17 protein-coding genes are annotated in these 22,661 nt (G+C 32.1%); 14 read left to right on the forward strand and 3 right to left on the reverse strand.

Annotated features, from left to right (window positions below; translation table 11 throughout):
* Positions 1-4: 4 nt before the first annotated feature.
* Genes fliG through dxs form a run of 3 tightly spaced genes read left to right on the forward strand, consistent with a single transcriptional unit; the run spans position 5 to position 3,666 of the window.
* Positions 5-1,036 (forward strand): flagellar motor switch protein FliG, encoded by a 1,032-nt coding sequence (gene fliG / locus C6H31_RS00330; protein ID WP_104696822.1) that lies wholly within the window; start codon positions 5-7, stop codon positions 1,034-1,036.
* The gene (fliH, locus tag C6H31_RS00335; RefSeq protein ID WP_104696823.1) at positions 1,020-1,823 is read left to right on the forward strand and encodes a flagellar assembly protein FliH; all 804 of its coding nucleotides are present in this window, start codon (positions 1,020-1,022) and stop codon (positions 1,821-1,823) included. The genes fliG and fliH overlap by 17 nt, the downstream gene beginning before the upstream one ends.
* A 4-nt stretch (positions 1,824-1,827) precedes the next feature.
* Complete coding sequence (gene dxs / locus C6H31_RS00340; RefSeq protein WP_104696824.1) at positions 1,828-3,666, forward strand: 1-deoxy-D-xylulose-5-phosphate synthase; 1,839 nt, start codon at positions 1,828-1,830, stop codon at positions 3,664-3,666.
* On the opposite strand, the gene C6H31_RS00345 is transcribed toward dxs, so the two are convergent.
* Positions 3,656-4,591, reverse strand: coding sequence for a radical SAM protein (locus C6H31_RS00345; RefSeq protein ID WP_104696825.1), 936 nt, complete (start codon positions 4,589-4,591; stop codon positions 3,656-3,658). The two genes, dxs and C6H31_RS00345, sit on opposite strands and share 11 nt — an antisense overlap.
* Positions 4,585-6,774 carry a type I DNA topoisomerase gene (gene topA, locus C6H31_RS00350; protein ID WP_104696826.1) on the reverse strand — a complete coding sequence of 730 codons (2,190 nt, stop codon included), beginning with the start codon at positions 6,772-6,774 and terminating at the stop codon, positions 4,585-4,587. Before topA ends, C6H31_RS00345 begins: the two co-directional genes overlap by 7 nt.
* A gap of 139 nt (positions 6,775-6,913) precedes the next feature.
* Here topA and C6H31_RS00355 point away from each other — a divergent pair, with 139 nt between their 5' ends.
* From C6H31_RS00355 to C6H31_RS00395, 10 genes are read left to right on the forward strand one after another with little or no spacing between them, the layout of a single operon-like run.
* Positions 6,914-8,458, forward strand: a complete 1,545-nt coding sequence (locus C6H31_RS00355; protein ID WP_104696827.1) for a flagellin B — start codon at positions 6,914-6,916, stop codon at positions 8,456-8,458.
* A gap of 42 nt (positions 8,459-8,500) precedes the next feature.
* Entirely contained in the window at positions 8,501-10,393 is a 1,893-nt protein-coding gene (locus tag C6H31_RS00360; protein WP_104696828.1) for a motility associated factor glycosyltransferase family protein, read from the forward strand.
* Between the two features lie 15 nt (positions 10,394-10,408).
* Positions 10,409-10,747, forward strand: a complete 339-nt coding sequence (locus tag C6H31_RS00365) for an arsenate reductase family protein (protein WP_233709987.1) — start codon at positions 10,409-10,411, stop codon at positions 10,745-10,747.
* Positions 10,748-12,064, forward strand: coding sequence for an SH3 domain-containing C40 family peptidase (locus tag C6H31_RS00370; RefSeq protein WP_104696830.1), 1,317 nt, complete (start codon positions 10,748-10,750; stop codon positions 12,062-12,064). It begins immediately after the preceding gene.
* Between the two features lie 16 nt (positions 12,065-12,080).
* A complete protein-coding gene (locus tag C6H31_RS00375) occupies positions 12,081-12,896 on the forward strand; it encodes a metal ABC transporter solute-binding protein, Zn/Mn family (RefSeq protein ID WP_104696831.1) in 816 nt (271 codons plus the stop codon).
* Positions 12,886-13,629, forward strand: coding sequence for a metal ABC transporter ATP-binding protein (locus tag C6H31_RS00380; RefSeq protein WP_104696832.1), 744 nt, complete (start codon positions 12,886-12,888; stop codon positions 13,627-13,629). Before C6H31_RS00375 ends, C6H31_RS00380 begins: the two co-directional genes overlap by 11 nt.
* The gene (locus tag C6H31_RS00385; RefSeq protein WP_104696833.1) at positions 13,613-14,962 is read left to right on the forward strand and encodes an FAD-dependent oxidoreductase; all 1,350 of its coding nucleotides are present in this window, start codon (positions 13,613-13,615) and stop codon (positions 14,960-14,962) included. Before C6H31_RS00380 ends, C6H31_RS00385 begins: the two co-directional genes overlap by 17 nt.
* Positions 14,959-15,774, forward strand: a complete 816-nt coding sequence (locus C6H31_RS00390) for a metal ABC transporter permease (RefSeq protein WP_104696834.1) — start codon at positions 14,959-14,961, stop codon at positions 15,772-15,774. The genes C6H31_RS00385 and C6H31_RS00390 overlap by 4 nt, the downstream gene beginning before the upstream one ends.
* Before the next feature lies 1 nt (position 15,775).
* Positions 15,776-15,943, forward strand: coding sequence for a hypothetical protein (locus tag C6H31_RS06990; RefSeq protein ID WP_158654759.1), 168 nt, complete (start codon positions 15,776-15,778; stop codon positions 15,941-15,943).
* Positions 15,927-16,826, forward strand: a complete 900-nt coding sequence (locus C6H31_RS00395) for a hypothetical protein (RefSeq protein WP_104696835.1) — start codon at positions 15,927-15,929, stop codon at positions 16,824-16,826. Before C6H31_RS06990 ends, C6H31_RS00395 begins: the two co-directional genes overlap by 17 nt.
* Position 16,827: 1 nt before the next feature.
* Here the strand turns inward: C6H31_RS00395 and gpmI are convergent, their stop codons facing one another.
* On the reverse strand, positions 16,828-18,300 hold the full coding sequence (gpmI, locus tag C6H31_RS00400; RefSeq protein WP_104696836.1) for a 2,3-bisphosphoglycerate-independent phosphoglycerate mutase: 1,473 nt from the start codon (positions 18,298-18,300) through the stop codon (positions 16,828-16,830).
* A 621-nt stretch (positions 18,301-18,921) separates the two neighbouring features.
* On the opposite strand from gpmI, the gene C6H31_RS00405 reads away from it, so the two are divergent.
* Positions 18,922-22,661 (forward strand): autotransporter outer membrane beta-barrel domain-containing protein (locus C6H31_RS00405; RefSeq protein ID WP_233712803.1); only part of this gene is annotated, 3,740 nt, incomplete at its 3' end.

Genomic DNA, 22,661 nt, shown 5'->3' on the forward strand with positions numbered 1-22,661 from the left:
TAAAATGGCAGGTAATCTTAATGCAAAGCAAAAAGCGCAGTATGATGAATTTTCAATGGCAGAAAAGATTGCTATATTGCTGATACAGATAGGTGAGGATTTAACGACAGAAATTTTCAGGCATCTTGATATTGAGAGTATTACAGAAATTAGTAAGCATATTATACAACTAAATGGAACAGACAAGTCCATAGGAATTGCGGTTTTGGAAGAATTTTATACAATTTTGCAAAGTAATCAATACATTAACAATGGTGGTATGGACTATGCAAGGGAATTATTAAGTAGAACATTAGGACCAGATGGAGCAAAAAAAATCCTAGACAAACTCTCAAAAACAATGCAATCTACAAAAAATTTTTCTTATTTATCCAAGGTAAGACCTCAACAACTAGCTGATTTTATCGTAAATGAACATCCCCAAACTATAGCACTTATTTTGGCACATATGGATCCGATGTCTGCTGCAGAGACATTGGGATATTTTCAAGATGATATGAAAGCAGAGATATCTATTAGAATGGCAAATTTAAGTGATGTTTCTCCAAGCACGGTAAAAAGAGTATCTGCTATTTTAGAAAACAAACTAGAATCCTTAACTACTTATAAGGTTGAAGTTGGAGGTCCTAGGGCAGTTGCTGAAATATTTAATCGTTTGGGACAAAAAGCAGCAAAAACTACAATTTCTTATATCGAACAAAGTGATAGTCAATTGGCAAGTGAAATTAAAGAAATGATGTTTACTTTTGAAGATATTACAAAGCTTGATAAAAATGCAATCAGAGAGATTTTAAAAGTTGCAGATAAAAAAGATTTAATTTTGGCTTTAAAATCTTCACCAGATACTCTAAAGGAAAGATTCTTGGAGAATATGAGTACAAGAGCAAGCGAGCAGTTTGTGGAAGAGATGCAATTTCTTGGTGCGGTAAAAGTAAGGGATGTGGAAGCTGCACAAAGAAAAATTGTAGAGATTGTGCAAAACTTGTCTGATCAAGGATTAATACAAATAGGAGATGAAGATGATGTCGTTGAATGATATAGATCAGCCAGACTTAATCCATCGATTAAATAGAGAGAATCATAATATCCAAAAGTATCAATTTAAAACAATTGATAAGAATGAAATAAACACAAATTATGATCTTCCTAATGAAACAATAGACACAATACAAAATCAAGAAAGTGCTGTTGGTGGAGCAGTGGAAAGCGTGAATAATTCTCTTGAAAAAGAGTTAATAGAAAAGCTTTTGCAAAAGACAGATGAACTTTCCTCATCCTTAGCAAAAATGCAAATCCAAGTAGAAAAACAACAACTAGACCTTGAAGATCGCCTTGCACTTACAAAAAGCGATTCTTATAAAGAAGGTTTAAGAGATGGTGAGCAAAAAATAAAAAATGAGATGCTAGAAGAGATACAAAAAGAAAAGCAGGCGCTTATTAATGCAGTAATTAACTTGGAAAAAAGTTTGAGAAAATCAGAAGAAAGAATGCAGGAATTAGAAAAAGAACTTGCTCAAATTGCTGTAGATATAGCAAAGGAAGTGATTATAAAAGAAGTAGAGGAAAATAACCAAGAAGTGGCTTTGACTCTAGCAAAGTCTCTTATTGGTAGTGTTAAAGATGCTACAAAAATTCAATTGCGCGTAAATACTTTAGACTATCCTTATTTAAGAGAAAATCTTGATCTTAAAAATATACAGCTGGAAGCTGATGATAATATTGCAAAGGGTGGTGTAGTAATCTCTTGTAGTAGCGGAAATATAGATGGCAATATTCTTTCAAGATTTAAGATTTTAAAACAAAATATTTTGGAAAAAAATTAAAAGAATGCTTCTTCAAAAACCCATACAAGAATGTACGCTTGAAGAACTACAAGAAACTTGCTTAAAGATACGCCAAAGAATTTTAGAAGTTGTGAGTAAAAATGGAGGTCATTTAAGTTCTACTTTAGGTGCAGTTGAGTTAATAGTGGCAATGCATCATGTTTTTGATTGTAGTCAAAATCCTTTTATTTTTGATGTGAGTCATCAGGCTTATGCACATAAGCTTTTAACGGGAAGATGGGATGCTTTTGATACATTAAGACAATTTGGGGGAATTAGTGGTTTTACAAAGCCAAGTGAGAGCAAGGATGATTATTTTATTGCAGGACATAGCTCTACTTCTATATCCCTTGGTGTTGGGGTTGCTAAGGCATTTCATTTAGAGAAGAAAGAGGCTCTGCCTATTGTGTTAATTGGTGATGGTAGTATGAGTGCAGGTTTGGTATATGAAGCACTAAATGAATTAGGGGATCGTAAATACCCTATGATTATTATCTTAAATGATAATGAAATGAGTATCGCAAAGCCAATAGGGGCTATTAGTAGATATCTTTCTAGCTTGATGAGTAGTAGTTTGTATCAAACAGTAAGGGAAGGAATCAAAAAAGTCTTAATCAAGATGCCAGAAGGTGCAACTTATTTAGCAAAAAGGTTTGAGGAATCTCTAAAGCTGATTACACCTGGTATTTTATTTGAGGAGATGGGAATACACTATCTTGGTCCTATTGATGGGCATAACTTGGAGTTGATTATCAATGCTTTAAGGATTGCAAGAGACATAAAGGTTCCTGTTTTAATTCATGCTCAAACAACTAAGGGCAAGGGGTATGAGTTAGCAGAAGGAAGATATGAGAAGTGGCATGGGGTTGGTGCTTTTGATATTAAAACAGGGCAGAGTCTTAAAAAAGAAACTCTATTAAGTCCTACAGAAATTTATGCCAATACCTTATTGGAGCTTGCGCAAAATGATGAAAAAATTGTAGGAGTTACTGCTGCAATGCCTACAGGAACAGGAATTTCAAAATTAATTGAGAAATTTCCATCTAGGTTTTGGGATGTAGCAATTGCAGAGCAACATGCTGTCACATCTATGTCTGCTATGGCAAAAGAAGGATTTAAACCTTTTGTAAGTATTTATTCTACCTTTTTGCAAAGAGCCTATGATCAGATTATACATGATGCAAGTATTATGTCCTTACCACTTAAATTCGCAATTGATCGTGCAGGTATTGTGGGAGAGGATGGTGAGACGCATCAAGGACTTCTAGATATCGCATATTTGCGCACCATTCCTAATATGATTCTTTTTGCCCCTTTTGATAATTCAAGCTTAAAAGAGGCAGTTAGGTTTGCAACCACCATTGATAACGCTCCTTGTGCTTTTAGATATCCTAGAGGAAGGTTTGCAATTGAAGATGGTATTTTTAAGGCAGAAGGCTTTGAGTTAGGAAGATCAAGATTATTAAAAGAGGGGAGAGAATTTTTATTGGTTGGATATGGAAATGGTGTTGGTAGAGCCTATAAGGTTTTAAGTGAGTTAGAAAAAGAGGGGGTTTTCTGCGGACTGCTTGATTTGGCATTTATAAAACCCTTAGATAAGAACTTAAAAAATATTTTTGAAAAATATAAAAAAATTTATGTATTTAGTGATAGCTATTTTTTAGGTGGTGTGGGCAGTGCTTTATTGGAGTATATGAGTAAAGAAAATTTTTTCATTCCACTGCATAGTTTTGAAATTAAGGATGAGTTTATCACACATGGTATGGTAGGTGATATTGAAGCAATGCTTGGGTTTGATAAATTTATGAGGGTAATTTTAGAAGATTATAAAGCTATGTTCTAACCCTATAAAACCTTAATTGATTTACCTCTTCTGTGATAATTTTATTATCTTTTAAGAGATCTTGTAAAAAGACAAAAGCTTTTGTATCCAGAATTTTCTGTGCCTCGGTAATCTCAATGGGTCGTTTTTGAATAAGATGGTATAAATCATTGGGGGTTGTGATTGTTATTTTTTGCAGGTCATAGTCTTTTCGCGTGGGAATTGTTGTTTTAACATGAGGAATTTCTTTTTGAAAAAGTAAAAAAATAGAATTTAGCTCTTGAGAATCTAAAGGCTTTGCCTTAGAATATGCTGGAGGCCTATCAACTGTATTTAGATCAATTCTCTTTAGTTTAACTTGTTTTAAAAAGTCTATAAGATTTTGTAGATTCTCTAAAGAGTTGTTGATATCCTTAAGGAGCAGGATTTCAGCAATAAGATCTCCATTGTATATTTTTGAAAATTCTAAAATACCCTGTTTGATATTTTCAAGATTAATTTTATGATGAGGCCTATCTATTCTTGAAAAAGTTTTAGTATCTGCACCATCAAAGGAAAACTTTACGATATCAAATAATAATAGTGCTTTTTGTACTTCTTTTTCTCCAAATCTTGAACCATTGCTAAGAATTAAAGTTTTGATGTTTTGAGGTAATATTTTTTTAATTTCAAAAATTAGATTATAAAGATGAGGATAGAGTGTAGGCTCTCCATTTGCAGTGATAGTTAAAACATCAATGTGAGAGTCCAATTTATTTTTTAAGTGTTTTAATATAGTAGTAACCTCTATTGTATCCTGCATACTCTCTTGCGCTTTTTTTGCCTCAAGTTCGCAATAAAGGCAATCAAAATTGCATTGTTTTTTGGATGGTGAGAGGTCAATACCTAGAGAGTTTCCAAACCTCCTTGAGTAAATAGGTCCAAAAATTATATTTTGTTCTAACACTCTTGTCTTTCCTTACACTTAATACATTCATATACTTCTTTGTTCCTATAAGTGCGTTTTGCGACCATATAACCACATTTTTGACATTTTATTGCATCAGTGGGAGGATATTTTGAAACAAAAGTACATTTTGGATAATTGCTACAACCAAAAAAGTTACCTCTTTTGCTTCTTTTTTCTAAAATATTTCCACCACATTCAGGGCATTTAACATCAAGAGTAATGTTATTTTGGTTTAAAGATTTTGTATTTTTACAATTGGGATAGTTACTGCAAGCTAAAAACTCTCCGTTTCTACCCATTTTTTTAATCATATTGGAACCACATTTTTCACATTTTTCAGAAGTGGAAAGATCAGCATCCTCTTTTTCTTCCTTTTTTGTATATTTGCACTTAGGATAACCGCTACAAGCAACAAATTCTCCAAACCTTCCATTGCGCTTGACTAAATCCTTACCGCAAGAAGGACAAGATTCTCCGGTTGGAATCGCAATTTTTTGAGAAGCAATATTCTTTTTTCCTGCTATTAGTTTTTCTTCAAATGGTTCATAAAAACTCCACAAGAGTTTTTGCCAATCCACCTTTTTTTCAGCAATATGATCCAAATCCTCTTCAAGCTTTGCAGTAAAATGACTATCTACAATTTCGTTAAAATGATGCTCTAGCATATCTATAACTTTAAAGGCATTCTCTGTAGCAAAAATTTGTTTTTTTTCAATCTTAATATACTCGCGATTGGAAAGTAGTGCAATGGTTGGCGCATAGGTACTTGGTCTTCCAATTCCCAAACTTTCCATAGTCTTAATAAGGCTTGCTTCATTAAATCTTGCAGGAGGCTCTGTAAAATGTTCCTTGCTTGTAATTTCTTGATGTTTTATAAAATCCCCTTCTTTGAGATTTGGTAATAACTTATCCTTATCTTCATTTCCAATAATTTTATAAAACCCATTAAAGACCAATTTACTCCCACTGGCTTTAAAAATTCCGCTAGATGACTTGATAAAAATGCTTTGGCTTTCAAATTCAGCATCCACACTTTGAGACGCCAAAAAACGGTTATAAATAAGTGTATAGAGTTTTAACTCATCATTACTTAAAAAATCTTTTGCAATATCTGGTGTAAAGTATAGATTTGTGGGTCTAATTGCTTCGTGCGCTTCTTGTGCATTCTTACTTTTATTGGCATAATTTTTTGCAATTTTAGGAACATAATCCTTTCCATAATCTCTAAGTAATATCTCTCTTGCTACTTCTTGTGCTTCTTTTGCAATATTTAAGCTATCTGTTCTCATATAAGTGATTGCACCCATGATGCCCTCATTGGTTTGAATCCCCTCATAGAGTTTCTGAGCAATGCTCATTGTTTTGGTTGGAGAAAAACCCAAAACACTTGAAGCGCTTTGTTGTAGTGTAGAAGTCATAAAAGGGGGAGGGGTGGAGGTTTTTTTATTCTTTTTTTGGATGGAATAAACCCTATACTCCTCTTTTTGTAAAATTTGCACCATCTCTTGTGTTTCTTTTTCGTCTTGAAGACTTAATTTATCTAGTTTTTTTTCCTTATATTCAACAAGGTCTGCAGTAATAGAGGATTTAAAAATGCCTTGAATATTAAAATATCTTATAGGTTTAAAGGCTCTGATTTCTTTTTCTCTATCTACTACAATTTTAAGTGTGCTACTTTGAACTCTTCCAGCACTCAACCCTCTTTGGATTTTGCTTGCAATAAGCCCACTTAATTTAAAGCCTACAATTCTATCAAGAAGTCTTCTTGCTTGCTGTGCATCCACCTTATCCATATCAATACTTCTAGGATTTTCTAAGGCATTTAAGATTGCATTTTTTGTAATTTCATGAAAAACTATTCTAGGAAACTGACTAGCTTTTTTACCCAAAGTTTGAGTAATGTGATAACCAATTGCTTCACCTTCACGATCCTCATCGGTTGCTATATAAACTTGTTCTGCATCTTTAGCAAGTGCTTTAATTTTACTCACTATGTCTTTGTGATCACTAGATACCTTATATTCTGGAATAAACTTTTGGTCCTCAATTTTAATTCCAAAAACATTTTTAGGCAAATCTCTAATATGCCCCTTGGATGCAATGACTTCATAATCAGAATTTAAAAAAGTTTTAATAGTTTTAGCCTTTGCAGGGGATTCTACAATAATTAATTTTTTCATTTTTGTGCTCTTTTGTAACATATAAATTATAGGGGTTGGATTCTATCACATTTTTATCTTTTTTTTATCTTAACAAAAAATGGAATGATAATTGCTTTATCTCCTGCATTAACTTCAAAAAAAATGCAAAGGATGCAAAATGAGTTTTAGGATAAATACGAATGTAGCAGCATTAAATGCGCATAGCATAGGAGTTCAGACTAATAGAAGCATAGCTAATTCCTTGGAAAAACTTAGTTCGGGTCTAAGAATTAACAAGGCAGCAGATGATGCTTCAGGTATGGCTATTGCTGATAGTTTGAGATCTCAAAGTGAAAGTTTAACACAGGCAATTAGAAATGCAAATGAGGCAATTGGTATTATACAAATTGCAGACAAGGCAATGGATGAGCAATTAAAGATTCTTGATACTATCAAGACAAAAGCAATCCAAGCAGCACAGGATGGACAAAGTCAAGAATCAAGAAAATCTTTACAAAGTGATATTCAAAGATTAATGGAAGAGCTTGATAATATTGCTAATACTACAAGCTTTAATGGACAACAAATGCTCTCTGGTGCTTTCACTAATAAAGAGTTTCAAATTGGTGCTTATTCTAATACTACGATTAAAGCTTCAATTGGTTCTACAAGTTCAGATAAAATTGGCCATATTAGAATGGAAACTGCATCATTTGATGGGGCAGGTATGCTTGCTTCAGCTGCTGGAAGTAATCTTACAGAAGTAGCATTTAACTTTAAAGCTGTAGATGGAGTGAATAATTTTGAGCTTGAAACTGTAAAAATTTCAACATCTGCTGGAACAGGTATTGGTGCATTGAGTGAAGTTATTAATCGATTTTCTGATAAGTTGGGTGTAAAGGCAACTTATAATGTTATGGCTACTGGTAGCAGTCCTGTCTTATCTGGAACAGTGAGGGGATTGGAGATTAATGGTGTAAAAATTGGAACAGTTAATGATATTAGAAAAAATGATGCGGATGGTAAGTTGGTAAATGCAATCAACTCTGTAAAGGACCAAACAGGAGTAGAGGCTTCTTTAGATATCACAGGAAGAATCAACTTAAAATCAAATGATGGTCGCGCAATTTCAATTCACGCAGAAGAAGATTCTGGCAAGGTATTTGGTGGTGGTAACTTTGTTGGTATCTCTGGAAATAATCATGCAATCATTGGTCGTTTAACGCTGATTAGAACTGATGCAAGAGATATTATTGTAAGTGGTGTAAATTTCTCACATGTAGGTTTCCACTCTGCTCAGGGTATTGCAGAGGCAACTGTAAATTTAAGACAGCTTAGAGGTATGTTTAGTGCAGATATCGCATCAGCTTCTGGAGCAAATGCAAATATTGCCCAAGCAGAATTAAATAGACAGGGGATTGGAGCAGGTGTTACAAGTCTTAAAGGTGCAATGGTAGTAATGGATATGGCAGATTCTGCAAGAGTTCAGCTTGATAAAATTAGAGCAGATATGGGTGCTGTTCAAATTCAATTGCTTTCAACCATTAATAATATTTCTACAACACAAGTTAATGTAAAAGCCGCTGAGTCACAAATTAGAGATGTGGATTTTGCAGCAGAATCTGCTAACTTTTCTAAAAATAACATTCTTGCACAAAGTGGTAGCTTTGCATTAGCCCAAGCAAATGCAGTACAACAAAATGTTTTAAGACTTTTACAATAATTTTTATAAGGAGTTTTATCTCCTTATATCTTAAGGATTTTTATGGATATTTATACAAAAAATTTTAATGCCCTCAAACAAAAAGATCCTCTCTTAGCTTTAGCCCTATCTCAAGTAGAACCAAATAAAAAATTTGAAGTTTATATGGATGAAAATGATTCTGCAAATTTTAATCTCATTTTAAAAGAGACAATGCAACCACTTTTTACCCATAAACCACTGGAAGAAACATTACAAAAAATTACAGATTTTGTTTCCTATAGTTATTATCCCTACTTCTATTTTTATGGTCTTGGTAATGGGGTATTTTATAGGTTGCTTTTAGGAAATAAGCAAGTTAAAAGAGTTGTAGTTATTGAACCTGAGATTGAGATTTTATTTATTGTTTTAAATTTAGTAGATTTTGAAAAAGAGATTTTAGAAGATAGAATCATCTTGCTTTACGCTCCTTATTGCAATGATGTGATGATTAATTCTTTGTTTATGATGGATAAAAAAAGTAGGCTTTATGCCAAGGTCTATGACTTACATATTTTTAACTTTTTTTATGAGAAATACAAAGATAATATCATTGAAATCAATCAACACTTTATCAAAGCAATTGAACATAATGTAATTAGCGTAGGAAATGATGCAAATGATGCAATAATTGGATTAAAGCAACATATTTATAATCTTCCTGATATGTTAAAAACTCCTACTTTGATTAATCTAATTGATGAACTAAGAGATAGAGATACAGCAATCATTGTGTCCACTGGACCCAGTTTAAATAAGCAATTGCCACTACTAAAAGAAATTGCACCCTATGCGACTTTATTTTGTATTGATGCATCTTTTCCAATCCTTTATAAAAATGGCATTAAGCCTGATGTAGTGTTGTCTCTTGAAAGAGTAGAGGCAACTGCGAAATTCTATACACATACCCCAAAAGAAGCACAAAAAGATGTAATCTTTGCTATCACCTCAATTGTGCATCCTAAATTAAAAGATGCTATTACAGATGGAATTAAGCAAATTAGTATGCGTCCATTTGGCTATACCAATATGTTTGGATTTCATAGATATGGTTATTTAGGCATTGGAATGAGTGCTGCAAATATGGCATATGAAATGGTGGTACATTCTAGATTTAAGCGCTGTATTCTAATTGGCCAAGACTTAGCTTTTGGTGAGGATGGTAGCTCTCATGCTAAGGATGCAGTTTATGGAAGTGATGAAATTAAACCAAAAGAAAAGAAAATTTTTGTTGAAAAATATGGAGGTGGTGGGGAAGTAGAAACTACCTTGGTTTGGAAGTTATTTTTACAATTTTTTGAAACAGATATTGCTCACACTCCTTATAAAATAGATGTGATTAATGCTACAGAGGGCGGGGCTAGAATCCACGGCAGTAGGGAAATGTCTTTTAGGGATGCAATTGCATTAATTGACAAGAAGCCAAAGCTTCCAATTAAGCTAAAAAATCCTAATCAAAAAACCATTATAAAAAATATTTTACTTGCTAAGAAAAAGTGTGAAGATATTATCTCTTATGGGCAGAGAAAAAAAACTCAAATAGAGAAAGTTTTTCTAAAGGTAGCAAAGCTTACTGAAGAATTAGAAGAACTTAATGGTAAAAATGAACTGGATAAAATTGATTTTAAAAAGATAGAAAAAGTTAATATAGAAATTGATAGAATCAAGGATCTGTTTGATGATAAGAAATTTACGGATTATTTTAGTGATGCAATCCAATCTTATATCTTTCATCAAGAATTGGATATAGCAAGGATTTTGGTGCGTTATCCAGAGGATGAAATGCAAAAGAAGGCAAAGCAACTTGAATGGTTGTATGCACATAAGTATTGGCTATTTTCATTAGCAGGTGGTGTGGATTGTGTGATAAATATTGTTAAAGATAGTGTAGATTCACAAGAACAATTTCAAATTTAGTTTAAAGGTCAGATAGTGTTTGTGTATGGTATTAAAAATTGCAATAGTGTAAAAAAAGCAAGAGATTTTTTTGATACTCATAAGATCTCATATAATTTCATCGATTTTAAAAAAGAACCTCCAACCCTAAATAAAATTAAGGAATGGGTAGAAAAAATGGGTATTGATACTGTGATTAATAAAAAAGGTTTAACCTATAAAAAACTAGGCTTAAAGGACAAAAATATTACATTGGAAGAACAGATGAATTTATGTATCCAATATCCAAGCTTGATTAAAAGACCTGTTGTTGAAGATGATAAGAATCTTATATTTGGTTTTTGTGAGACAGATTATAGGGAAAAGTTTTTATAGATGCGTTTATTAATTACTCTTATTGTTGCTATATTTCTTGTTGGATGTAGCACTACAAAATTAATGGTTGCTGACCTTAAGCTCCCTCAGGATGCAAACTTTTACTTGCAAAACAATGATTTTTCTTTGGAATTTTCTCAAGAAATTTCTTTAAAGCTTAAGCAGCATTATTTAGATGTTTGGTTCTCTCCTTGGAAAAAACCTATTCCAAACCCCAATGCTTCGGAGGTTTTTTGGGTTGCTCCATCATTATTGAAAAATCCAGGTTTTGGACCCAATCTCAAGCTCTATACTCAAGAAGAGATGAAAGATCTTTATGATTCTATGAATATGGAAAAATATCCTAGTGTCGCAATTAAGGCGATTGTGGTGAGTGATACTGCTGTGAGAGCAACTCCTACTCATTTACCAAGATTTAAATCAAGAAATAATTATCCCTTTGATAGATGGCAAAATTCCTTGATATTTCAAGGTACTCCTGTTTTAATCACACACTACAATCTTGCAAAAGATTGGGCACATATTCAAAGTAGTTTTGTATATGGTTGGGTTAGGGTTGAAAATTTGGCAAAAATTACACCAGAAGATGAAAGGCTTTTCTATCAGATTAAGGATTATGCCCTATCCAATAAAGATAATTTTCCTATTTATGGAAGAGATGATGAGTTCTTGAGTAAAGGCAGAACGGGGAAGCTTTTTTCTATTAAGAAAATAGATGAAAAAGATATGGAGATTTATTTACCCTATAAAAAAGCAGATGGTTTTATGGGGCTTAAGACAACGCGAATCAAAAAAGATGATTTCTCACTTTTTCCTAAAAAAATAGATGCTTTAAGTATGGCTAATGTTATTAATGCAATGATAGGGCAATTTTATGGATGGGGAGGAGAGCTAGGAAGTAGAGACTGTTCTGCTTTTATAAGAGATAGTTTTGCAAATTTTGGAATCTATTTACCAAGAAATTCTGCAGCACAGGTTAGATATGCAGGCAATATGATAGATTTAAGTAAATATAGTGCAAAAGAAAAAGAAAAAGTGATCATTGAAAATGCAACTCCATTTGCAACGGTGATTTGGCTAAAGGGTCATATTGTTCTTTATATTGGTACATATGAAGGTAGAGCAATAGTAGCTCATAGTGCTTGGAGTGTGATGACAAGGAATACATTTTCAAAAACAGAAAATTTATTAGGAGGAGTTGTAATTACCACTCTTACACCAGAAACAAATAAAAATGGTGTTTTTGTAAAATCAAAAACCCTTTTGGATCAAGTTTTGGGAATGTCAGATTTATATCAATATGCTCTAACATTTTAGAGATTAAAGGATAAGAATGCGTTTTTTAGTTGGTTTTCTTTGTATTTTTTTAAATCTTTTTGCATCAGATGCCAAACTTAAGGTTGCTGTTAGTATAGAACCTCAAGCCTTTTTTGTTAAAAAAATTGGAGGAGATAGGGTAGAGGTCTATGTTCTTGTGCCAAAAAATAAGAATCCAGAAAATTATGAACCTCTTGTTTCTCAAGTTAAAAATCTTAAGGAAACAAAGTTGTATTTTGGTATGGGATTGGATTTTGAAACAAAATGGAAAGAGAGATTTTTAAGCATCAATCCGCAAATGGATTTTGTGGATTTATCTCATCAGCATAATAAAAACTTTCATAATAGGCATGATAGCCATATCTGGTTATCTGTAACTTTGGCATATCAACAAGCAAATGAAATTTATGAGTATTTGATTAAAGAAGATAGGAATAATAAAGATTTTTATGAACAAAATCTCAAAGATTTTTTAAATGAGATTAGACAATTAGATGCAAGGATAAAAAATCTTTTTTCGCAACAAGGGGTGCAAAAAACCTTTTTGGTTTATCATCCAGCATTTGAGTTTTTTGCAGAAGAATATGGCTTGGAGGAATTAGCAATTGAAGATCATCATAAAGAGGCAAAAATTAAACATATGCAAAAGATAAACCAGGTAATTAAAGAAAGGAAACTAAAAATTGTTTATAAACAACCTCAATTCTCATCAAAACAAGTTGAACTCTTAGCAAAAGAATATCATTTGCAAGTTTCTATATTAGATCCCTTTGTATATGATTGGCTTGCAAATATGTGGAATATAGCAGAGCAAATTGCCTATGAAAAATGAAGTAAAACAAAAAGTTATAGAATGTGAAAATGTAAGTTTTGCATATCACAGTGATGATGTTTTGCAAAATGTTAATTTTAATGTTTATGACAAAGATTTTTTAGCAATTATTGGACCAAATGGTGGAGGAAAGACTACCCTTGTTAAATTAATTTTGGGTTTATTGACACCAAAAAAAGGTGAAATAAAATATCAAACCTTAAGAGAAAAAATAGGGTATGTTCCTCAGGATACCTGCATCAATCCAGAGTTTCCAATTCAAGTAATTGATGTGGTAAAAATGGGATTTTTAAAACCAAAACTTTTTGGATTTCGGGCGAAAAAAGAGCAAACAAAAGAGGCCTTTAAGATTCTAGAAAAACTAGGTATTCAACATTTAGCACACCGAAAATTTGGGGATCTATCAGGAGGCCAGAGGCAGAGAGTATTGATTGCAAGAGCATTGTGTGGAAATCCTGATATTATTATTTTGGATGAACCAACTTCTAATATTGATTCTAGAACCCAAAAAGAAATTTATGATTTGCTAAAGACTTTTAATCAGTTTCATACTATAATTGTCATCAGTCACGATATATCAATTTTATTAGGTTATGCTTCAAGGGTTTTATCGGTAAATAGAGAGGTTGTTTTACACGATATGCCAAAATTTGAAATCCCAATTGATGGGCATATATGTGAGGTTGATATTTTAAATAAAATAATGGAGAGTAAGAATGAAAAAAGAATTTGATGTAGTAATTATTGGCGGGGGTATTTCAGGAACTGCATTATTTTATGTTTTAAGTGAGTATAGTGATATTTCAAGCATTGCAATTGTGGATAAGTGTCACAAATGGGCAAATGTAAGTTCTAGTACAAAAGGAAATTCTCAAACATTGCACGATGGATCTATTGAAACAAATTATAGTTTTGAGAAAGCCTCTAAGGTCCGATTTTGTGCGCATAAAGTAAAAAATTATGCGCTTAGAAAAAATTTACAAAATAAAGCAATTTTTGAGATGCAAAAAATGGCAATAGGAGTGGGAGATATTGAGTGTGAAGCAATTACTAAGCGTCACCAAGAATTCCAAAGTATTTTTCCACAAATACAATTTTTTGATAAACAACAAATAAAAACTTTAGAACCAAAAGTAATTGAAGGAAAAGATGGAGGGGATAGGTTTGAAAATGTTGTTGCAATGGGGTATGAGAAAGATTGGTGCGGGGTGGATTATGCATTTTTAAGTGAAAATTTTGTACAAGAAGGTATGCAAAAAAATCCCAACAATCAAACTTTTTTAAATTTTTGGGTAAAAGAGATTAAGCCAAAAGAAAATGGCTATGTTCTAGTCTCACAAAACAAACAAGAAATTTATGCAAAATTTATTTTAGTCAATGCGGGTTCTTACTCACTACCTCTTGCACAATCAATGGGCTATGGACTAAATTTTGGTTGCTTGCCTGTGGCAGGTAATTTTTATTTTGTTCCTAATTTATTGCGAGGTAAGGTTTATACAATTCAAAACCCAAAACTTCCTTTTGCGGCAATTCACGGAGACCCAGATATTATTGTCAAAGATAAAACAAGAATTGGGCCTACAGCACTTGTGATTCCAAAATTTGAAAAAGGTAAAAATTGGTTTAACAATCTTAGTCCTAATCTTTTAAAACTTAATTGTAATCTTGATATCCTAAAAACTCTAAAAGACTTGATTTTAGATAAAGAAATCAGAGAATATATGATGAAAAATATACTTTTTGAATTCCCATATATCGGAAAAAAGAAGTTTTTAGCTGATGCTCAAAAAATTATTCCATCTTTAAAATTAAATGATTTGGAGTTTGCAAATGGATATGGAGAAGTAAGACCTCAAGTTTTAGATAAGACAGAAAAAAAACTGATATTGGGTGAACAAAAAATACATACAAAAAAAGGTATTACATTTAATATGACACCATCACCAGGTGCTACAAGTTGCTTACATAATGCAATGATTGATGCTCAAGAAATCACACAGTATTTGGGAAGAAATTTTGATTTAGAGAGATTTTATCAGGAACTATCACCACAAGAGCTTATATGATTGATTTTTTCAGAGATTATCCTTTTTTATTTAATGCTTTTTGCGCCTCTTTGCTTATCAGCTTATGTGCAGGAATTATTGGTTCTTTAGTGGTATCAAGCAAAAGTGTATTTTTAACTGGTGGAGTAGCTCACAGTGCATTTGGTGGTGTGGGTATTGCTTTATTTTTTGGCTTTAGCACAATGCTTGGGGCAAGTCTAATTGCTATTTTGATGGCATTGTTAATGGCATATGTTACACTCAAACATAAAAATTCATTAGACAGCTATATTGCGGCCTTATGGGCTTTTGGTATGGCTATAGGAGTGATTTGTATTGATTTATCCAAGGGCTATGGGAGTGATTTATCAAGTTATCTCTTTGGTTCTATTATTGCAGTTAGCACCCAAGATCTGATTATAATTGCTTTTTTTGATTGTTTTTTGATTCTTTTTATTTCAATTTTTTATACCGAAGTTTTAAGCATATTCTATGATAGAGAATTCTGCCAATTAAAAAATATTAATACTACTTTGTTTTTGGTTATTATGTTTATTCTAATGTCTCTGGGTGTTGTGATGAGTATGAGTGTGGCAGGTCTTATTTTGGTAATCTCTATTCTTTCTATTCCTGCTTATATTGCTAGTTTTTTTGCTTTATCTTTAAAAACTCAGATGATTTTATCATCTATTTTTTCACTAATTTTTATTTGGAGTGGTTTTGGTATCTCTTATGCATTTGATTTGAGTATAGGAGCTTGTGTTGTGATTGTTTCAGTATGTGCTCTATTTTTTCTTTCAATGGTTAAAAAAATTGTGAAGATAAGGATATAAAATGGATAAAAAAATAATAAGGAATTTTGTTTTATCTTGTATGATAATAGTATTTTTGTTGGTTTTTGCAATTTTTATGGTGGTGGCTTATTTGGGATCCATTGCAGAAAATACAAAAGAAATTAAAATGTTAAAAGAGAGAGTAGAAAACCTTGAAAAAAGGCATTAGCGTAATTATCTTATTTTTTGTATTGCTACAACTTTTAGAATCTAAAACTTATGTCAATAGATACGGAACTAAAAGAAATACGGACACTAAAACTCAAAAACAGCTCACAAGCTCTTCAAAATCCAAAAATCAGCTTATTGCAGAATTAGGAATGGGGATAGAATACTATCGCTACAAAGAACCTAAAGTAATGCAGATACAAGGTCCTATGCTTAATTTTAATGGAATGATAGGAGTAGTAAGAAGTCTCTTTAGATTCCAAAGTGATTTATATTTTGCCACCCATGTTGGAGCAAATATTTATGATGGTAGTTTGCATAATAATATTACGCAAACTACCACCAAATATTCTGCACAATCTACGGATTACTACACAGGTATTACCACAAAGCTTGGTATAAATCTTTTTAGTGATGGTAAGGAATTATTTTTTGTTTATACAGGACTTGGCTATCGCTTCTTATATAACCTCGTAATTGATAAGCCTGGTATTCAAGCTTCATATGGGCGCTATCAGGGCTATTTATTTTTACCTATAGGATTAAGTGGAGAGATTCCTCTAACTCAAAAAGTATCATTTATTGGAATGATTGAGCAGCGTCTCTTGCTCTATGGACATAATACAAGTGCTTTTTCAGATTTAGGATATGATAGTGATTTGTATTTTACACAAAAAAGGGGCTATGGTGGTCGTATTGCATTAGGTTCAAAAATTTATCTGCCTAGTGCAAATGCAATCAAGTTAAATTTGTATTTTGACTATTGGAGTATAGAAGAATCTACTACAGATACAGCCTATCACAATGGTGCTTTTATAGGCAACTTTATAGAACCTAAAAACAACACTATTGCAGTAGGCTTTAACATTACTTATGCTTTTTAATCTAAAAAAGTGCCTCTTGCATTTCTTCTGGAATATCAATTCCCAAGATTTTTAAAACACTGGGTGCAATATTGCTAAGATTTCCATTGTTTATTTTGCAAATCCCTTGTGCCATAATAAAACAATAAACATCTCCTACAGTGTGATTTGTAAGTATTTCACCTTCTTTTGATTTCATTTTTTCACAATTTCCGTGATCACTTGTAAGAATCAGTGCATAATTCATTTTTTTTGCAACATCAACAATTCTGCCAATCTCATTATCCACAGCCTCAACAGCCTTTATACTTGCTTCAAAGTTTCCAGTATGTCCTACCATATCTCCATTTGCGAAATTTACTACAATAAAGTCTGTTTCAAGCTCCATAAACTTGATGACACTATCCCCAACTTCCTTAGCACTCATTTGAGGCATTAAATCATAGGTTTTTACTTTTGGAGAGGGAATCAAAGCTCTGCTTTCTCCAATAAATGGCTCTTCCAACCCACCATTAAAGAAAAAAGTAACATGGGCATATTTTTCAGTCTCAGCGATATGAGCTTGAGTGAGATTGTGTGAGGATATAATCTCTGCAAGAGTGTTTTTAAGGTCTTCTTTAGGAAACAAAATAGGAAAAGAAAAAGTTTTGTCATATTCTGTCATTGTTATAATATTGAGTGCTAGTTTTTTTCTATAATCAAATGGAGCCTTAGAATCTAGAGCTTCTGTCAGTTCTCTTGCTCTATCGCTTCTAAAATTGAAAAATAAAAAGCCATCATCATCTTTCATACCACTGTAGTCACCAAAACAGGCAGGCAATATAAATTCATCGGTGATATCTTGTTGATAGGATTGATTAATATAATCATCTATGCTTAAAGCACTAAGATTATCCCCATTAGCAATACAGTTATAAGCTTGTTCTATCCTTTCCCATCTTTTATCGCGATCCATCGCATAAAATCTTCCACTAATGCTTGCTATTTTTATTTGATGATCACAAAGTTCTTGAATCTTCTTGATATAGCCCAATGCACTTCTTGGAAGCACATCTCTACCATCTGTTATAAGGTGCAAAAAGATTTCTTTACCTGTTTCTCTACTAATTTTAATCAGTGCAACGAGATGATCTAAGTGAGAGTGCACCCCACCATCACTTACCAATCCACAAAGATGTATTCTTTGACTTACTTCTAAAAAGTTTTTAAGAACTTGATTTTCTTTTAAGGTATCTTCTTGGATGCTAAGATTAATCTTTACTAAGTCTTGATAGATAATCCTACCACTACCTAAAGTCATATGACCCACTTCAGAATTTCCCATCTGTAAATCAGGTAGCCCTACATGCAATCCATAGGTATGTATCAAAGAATGTGGCACATTTGCAAAAAGCCAATCATAGGTAGGTTTTTTTGCAGAAGCAAAAGCATTAAAATGTGTATCTGGATTATGTCCAATCCCATCGGTGATAATTAAAATAACTTTTTGAGACATTATCTTTTCCTTATAACCTAAATTAAGGCATTAATTGTATCAAGAAAAGATTTTATTCCATAAGACTTAATTAACAATAATTTTTGTTATTTCTTAACACTACAAAAATTTTTTATATATTTTTCAGGAATATTTTCAAGAATATGTGTAGAAAAAGTTAAAAAAATTGAAATTAAAAAATAAAAATAAGTGTATTTTAATCTAAAAAATTTTTAGTTAAAAATCGTTAAATATCTTTACAAAGATAAAAAATAGTAAATGAAAACAACTTTTGAGTAAAAAATTTTCATATTTTTTCGAAAAAAAACAAAAAAAATGCAAATTTTATTATTTTTCTTTAGAAACTCTCAAGATAAGTAAAAATCGTATTTTCATAAAAAAATAAAAAATTTAAAAAACATTTTTTTCTCTATTTCTCTTTTATTTAAGAATATTTTAAGAAAAAAATGTCTGATAAGTATTATAATTAGCGGGTCATTTGTTAAGTCGTTATTTAGTTTGTTTTGTAGAAATTATGTTCTAGAACCTATAAATCAAGAAAACCATAAGCATAATTTTTCTAATTCAGCCTATAGAAGCTTACATTTGTAAATGATTTTCATATTATGGAGGAATCTAGTTATGTATTTGGAAATTTTTAAAGAGAAGAGACTTATTAAGGGGGGGGGGTATCATAATACTCCCTTAAAAGCCCTTTCTATAAAAACTCCTCAAAGGTCAATTTTTAAGCCTATTGTCGCTAGCTCTCTAGCTCTTTTTCTTGGTGCAAACTTTGCTTATGCAAATTGCAATGATTCTAAACCATCTGATAAACCTACTTTTTGTGCAGGAAATCAGGGAAGTGAATTGTTAGTTCCAGGAAAGTTAGATTGGTGGTGGTGGAATAAAACCGATATATTTACTCCCGAACTTCCAAATGGTGGAAAATATATTGCTATCCAATTTGATGATAGAAAGTATGATTTAATTTCAGATCCTGTAACAAATGGTAGTAGTGGCGAAACATTTTTTTATACAAATGCAAATTCTTTTGTTTTTAGAGGAAATGGAGGTGGAGTTAAAGTCAATTCTTTACGAGTTTATTTTGATGGGGCTAATAATAAGAATTTTACTTTAGATTTAAGTCGCTCAAAATTATTTGAAGGTGGTATAGAAGTTAAAGGGGATGGAACTAATAACACCTTTAATGCAGATTTGCCATATGGAATGAGTGGCTATATCTATCTAGACTCAAATGCTAAAGCAAATATTGTATTAGGAAAAAATACAAAAATTACTGGGAATATTACAAGTACCAATAGAGGTGGGAATCTTATCATTAAAAATGGAACTCTTGCTGGTCAAATCGGGGCACAAAGCCTTGTGGAACCTAATACTAAAGATCTTGTGATAGTTTTTGATGGTGCAAAGATGGAGGGTAATATTCAGACAGGATCCAATATCTCATATGGCAATGATTTTCAAAGAAAAGAGATAACTTTTAAAAATGCTGCTGACAATAATTTAAATGTTGTATTAACAGGGAACATTATTGCTTATGGTAGTGGATATGGATTCTCTCTTGACAGAAGCAAAGGCAATCATGTCACTTTTGAAAGTGGTTCGATGAAAGGGAATGTTTGGGCTTATACAGACCGTCATGAAAGGGCAGCATACAATGAGATTGTCTTCAAGGGTGAAAATGCAAGACTAGGTGGAAATATAGAAGCTTCAGGAGGCTCTTATTATGGAGGATCAAGGGCAACAAATAGGGTTATTTTTGAACAATCTGGAGTTATCAGTGGGTATGTTCTTGCGACAAGTAATACAAATGATAGTACTAACAAGGTGGTCACTCCTTATCAAGGTAAAAATGAAATTATTTTTAATGGTGAGAGTGGTAATGCTATTGAGGGAGGAGTTATTGCAAAGTCTGGTATTAATGAAATAGTCTTTAATAATAAGAGTGCTGCTAATACAATTGCAGGTGGAATTACTGCGGGAGATGCAGCTGTTGCCAGTGATAGTATTAAAGCAACAAATACAATTACTTTCAATGGAAGTAGTAACACAATTAATGGAGATGTTTCAGCGAAAAAATCTGATGGAAGTGCAGGAAGTTTTTTGCATGAAAATATCATCACTTTTAATGGTGGAAACAACACAATCAATGGTCAAGTTACAACAGATACCTCTTTAAGAGAGTATCAGTATGATCAAGTAAGATATGGAGGACAAAATATCATAACCATCAGGGATGCTGTCTTAACAATTAAGAGTCTTCAAGAAGGAAGAGATAAAGATCCAATTATTACTCTCAATAGGGGAATTAATATTATAAACCTTGAAGGAAATAGAGCTGAGTTAAAGCTCCAAAGAACTTACAGTGCTCATGATGGTAACATCTATAACAGGGATCCGAGTAGTACTGCTACAGTGAATTTTAATGCTAAAGAATCTTTGCTTTTTGGAAATATTGTAAATAATGGTGGAATTATTAATATTAATCTAAATGAGGGGGTTGATACAACTATTAAAGGTCATATTAGGTTAAGTCGTGGAAATATTAATATATCACTTGATAATAATGCAAGATTGTCTACCAAACAAATTATTTCAGAAGAAAGTAGAGAGATAAGGATTGATGTAGGTGATAATGCAACTATTGAGGGAAATTTATCTTTAGCGGGACACACTTATCTTGATTTTAGAGGTAACTCTGTTTTAAATCTTACAGGAGGAGATACCACTAAAAAAATCAATGAATTGTCTACCGCAGAGAGTGGAATTATTAATCTATCTGGTCAAATGAGATACCAAGATACTCTTGTTTCAAAACAAGATTTCCAAACTTTAGAAATTAACAAGTTAAATGCTAGAAATCCTTTAAGCTTTATTGTTTATGTAGATCCAAATACAAAAAGATCAGATAGGGTGGTTATTGAAAGTAATATAGGTAACAGTAGTAACACCAAGGTTCATCATCTAGGGGTTATAGGAAATCCAGATGAGTTGATTGGAAAAGATCTTTATACTCAAGGAAGTAGAGATAATATAGTCCTAGCTACTGTTGCAGATTCTTCAGGAATTACTCTAGAAGCTACAGATTCTATTAATGGATTTAGTTTGGTTACTTATGACTTTACAAAGGAAAGTGGATCAAATTATACTACTTACTTCTTAGGTTCTGTAAGATCTAAGGGTGCATCTGTAGCCGATCAATTAACAAGCACTTCAGCATTGAGTGCAAATTATGATTTATATCTAGCAAATCTAAATTCTTTAAATAAAAGAATGGGAGAATTAAGAAATAATGCTAATTCTCAAGGTGTTTGGATAAGAGTATTTAATGGTATGCAAACTTCTAAATTTGCACTTGAAACAAAGAGTATTTATACTACAATCCAAGCAGGTTATGATTATGCATTTGGCTTTAATGGAGCTAATAATTATGTAGGTTTTGCATTAAGCTATGCAAACTCTATAGCAAGTTCTAAGAGTATTTCAGATCAAAGCATTTTTAGAGGAGTTGATAAGATTAATTCTAATGCAATGGAATTTGCTATCTATAATGCCTATGTTCAAGATGGAGCTAGTAAAGAGAGTGGATGGAAGAATGGACTTTATAGCGATAGCATCTTAAAGTTTAGCTACATCACTTCTAAATTAGATCTTTTAGGACAAATAGATACCTATAGCACTAATAACTTTGCAGTCACTTTCTCTCAAGAATTAGGTTATAGATTCTTACTTGGAAAGTCTAAAGAAATCTTTATTGATCCTCAAGTAGAAGTGGCATTAGGTTATTTAAATCAATCTGATTTAAAACAAAAACTAGGTCAAGCAACTTTAGAGGGTATTCAAGATTCTATCTTTACTCTAAGAACTAGAGTGGGTTCTAGCTTTGGATATGATTTTAGAAATCTAACTCAAGATAAGGGCTTTAATTCTAAGATTTATCTAGGAACTTATTTTGTCAATGATTATATTTCTGGTGGAGATGTATCTTTAACAGATAAATATAATGCAAAAGTATCACTTTCTCCATTATCAACTACTTCTAGATTTGTTTTAAATGTAGGAACTAATTTCTCCATTAAAGACAATCATCGAATCTATTTTGATTTTGAAAGAAGTTTTGGAGGAAAGATTATTACAGATTATCAAGTAAATCTTGGATATAGATATAGCTTTGGTGCTTCAAACTATACTCCATATAATGCAGTACATACTCAAGAGATTCCAGATAATAAAACTATCAAAGAAATAGAAACAACTAAGAGTTATTCTTTAGAATTATTCTCTAAAGACAAGCTTCCTAAAAAAGAAATGACTATTCTACAAACGATACAGGATTTAAGAGTAACAACAAATAATGAAAA

The organism is Helicobacter sp. 'house sparrow 1' (genome assembly GCF_900199585.1).
Lineage (GTDB): Bacteria > Campylobacterota > Campylobacteria > Campylobacterales > Helicobacteraceae > Helicobacter_H.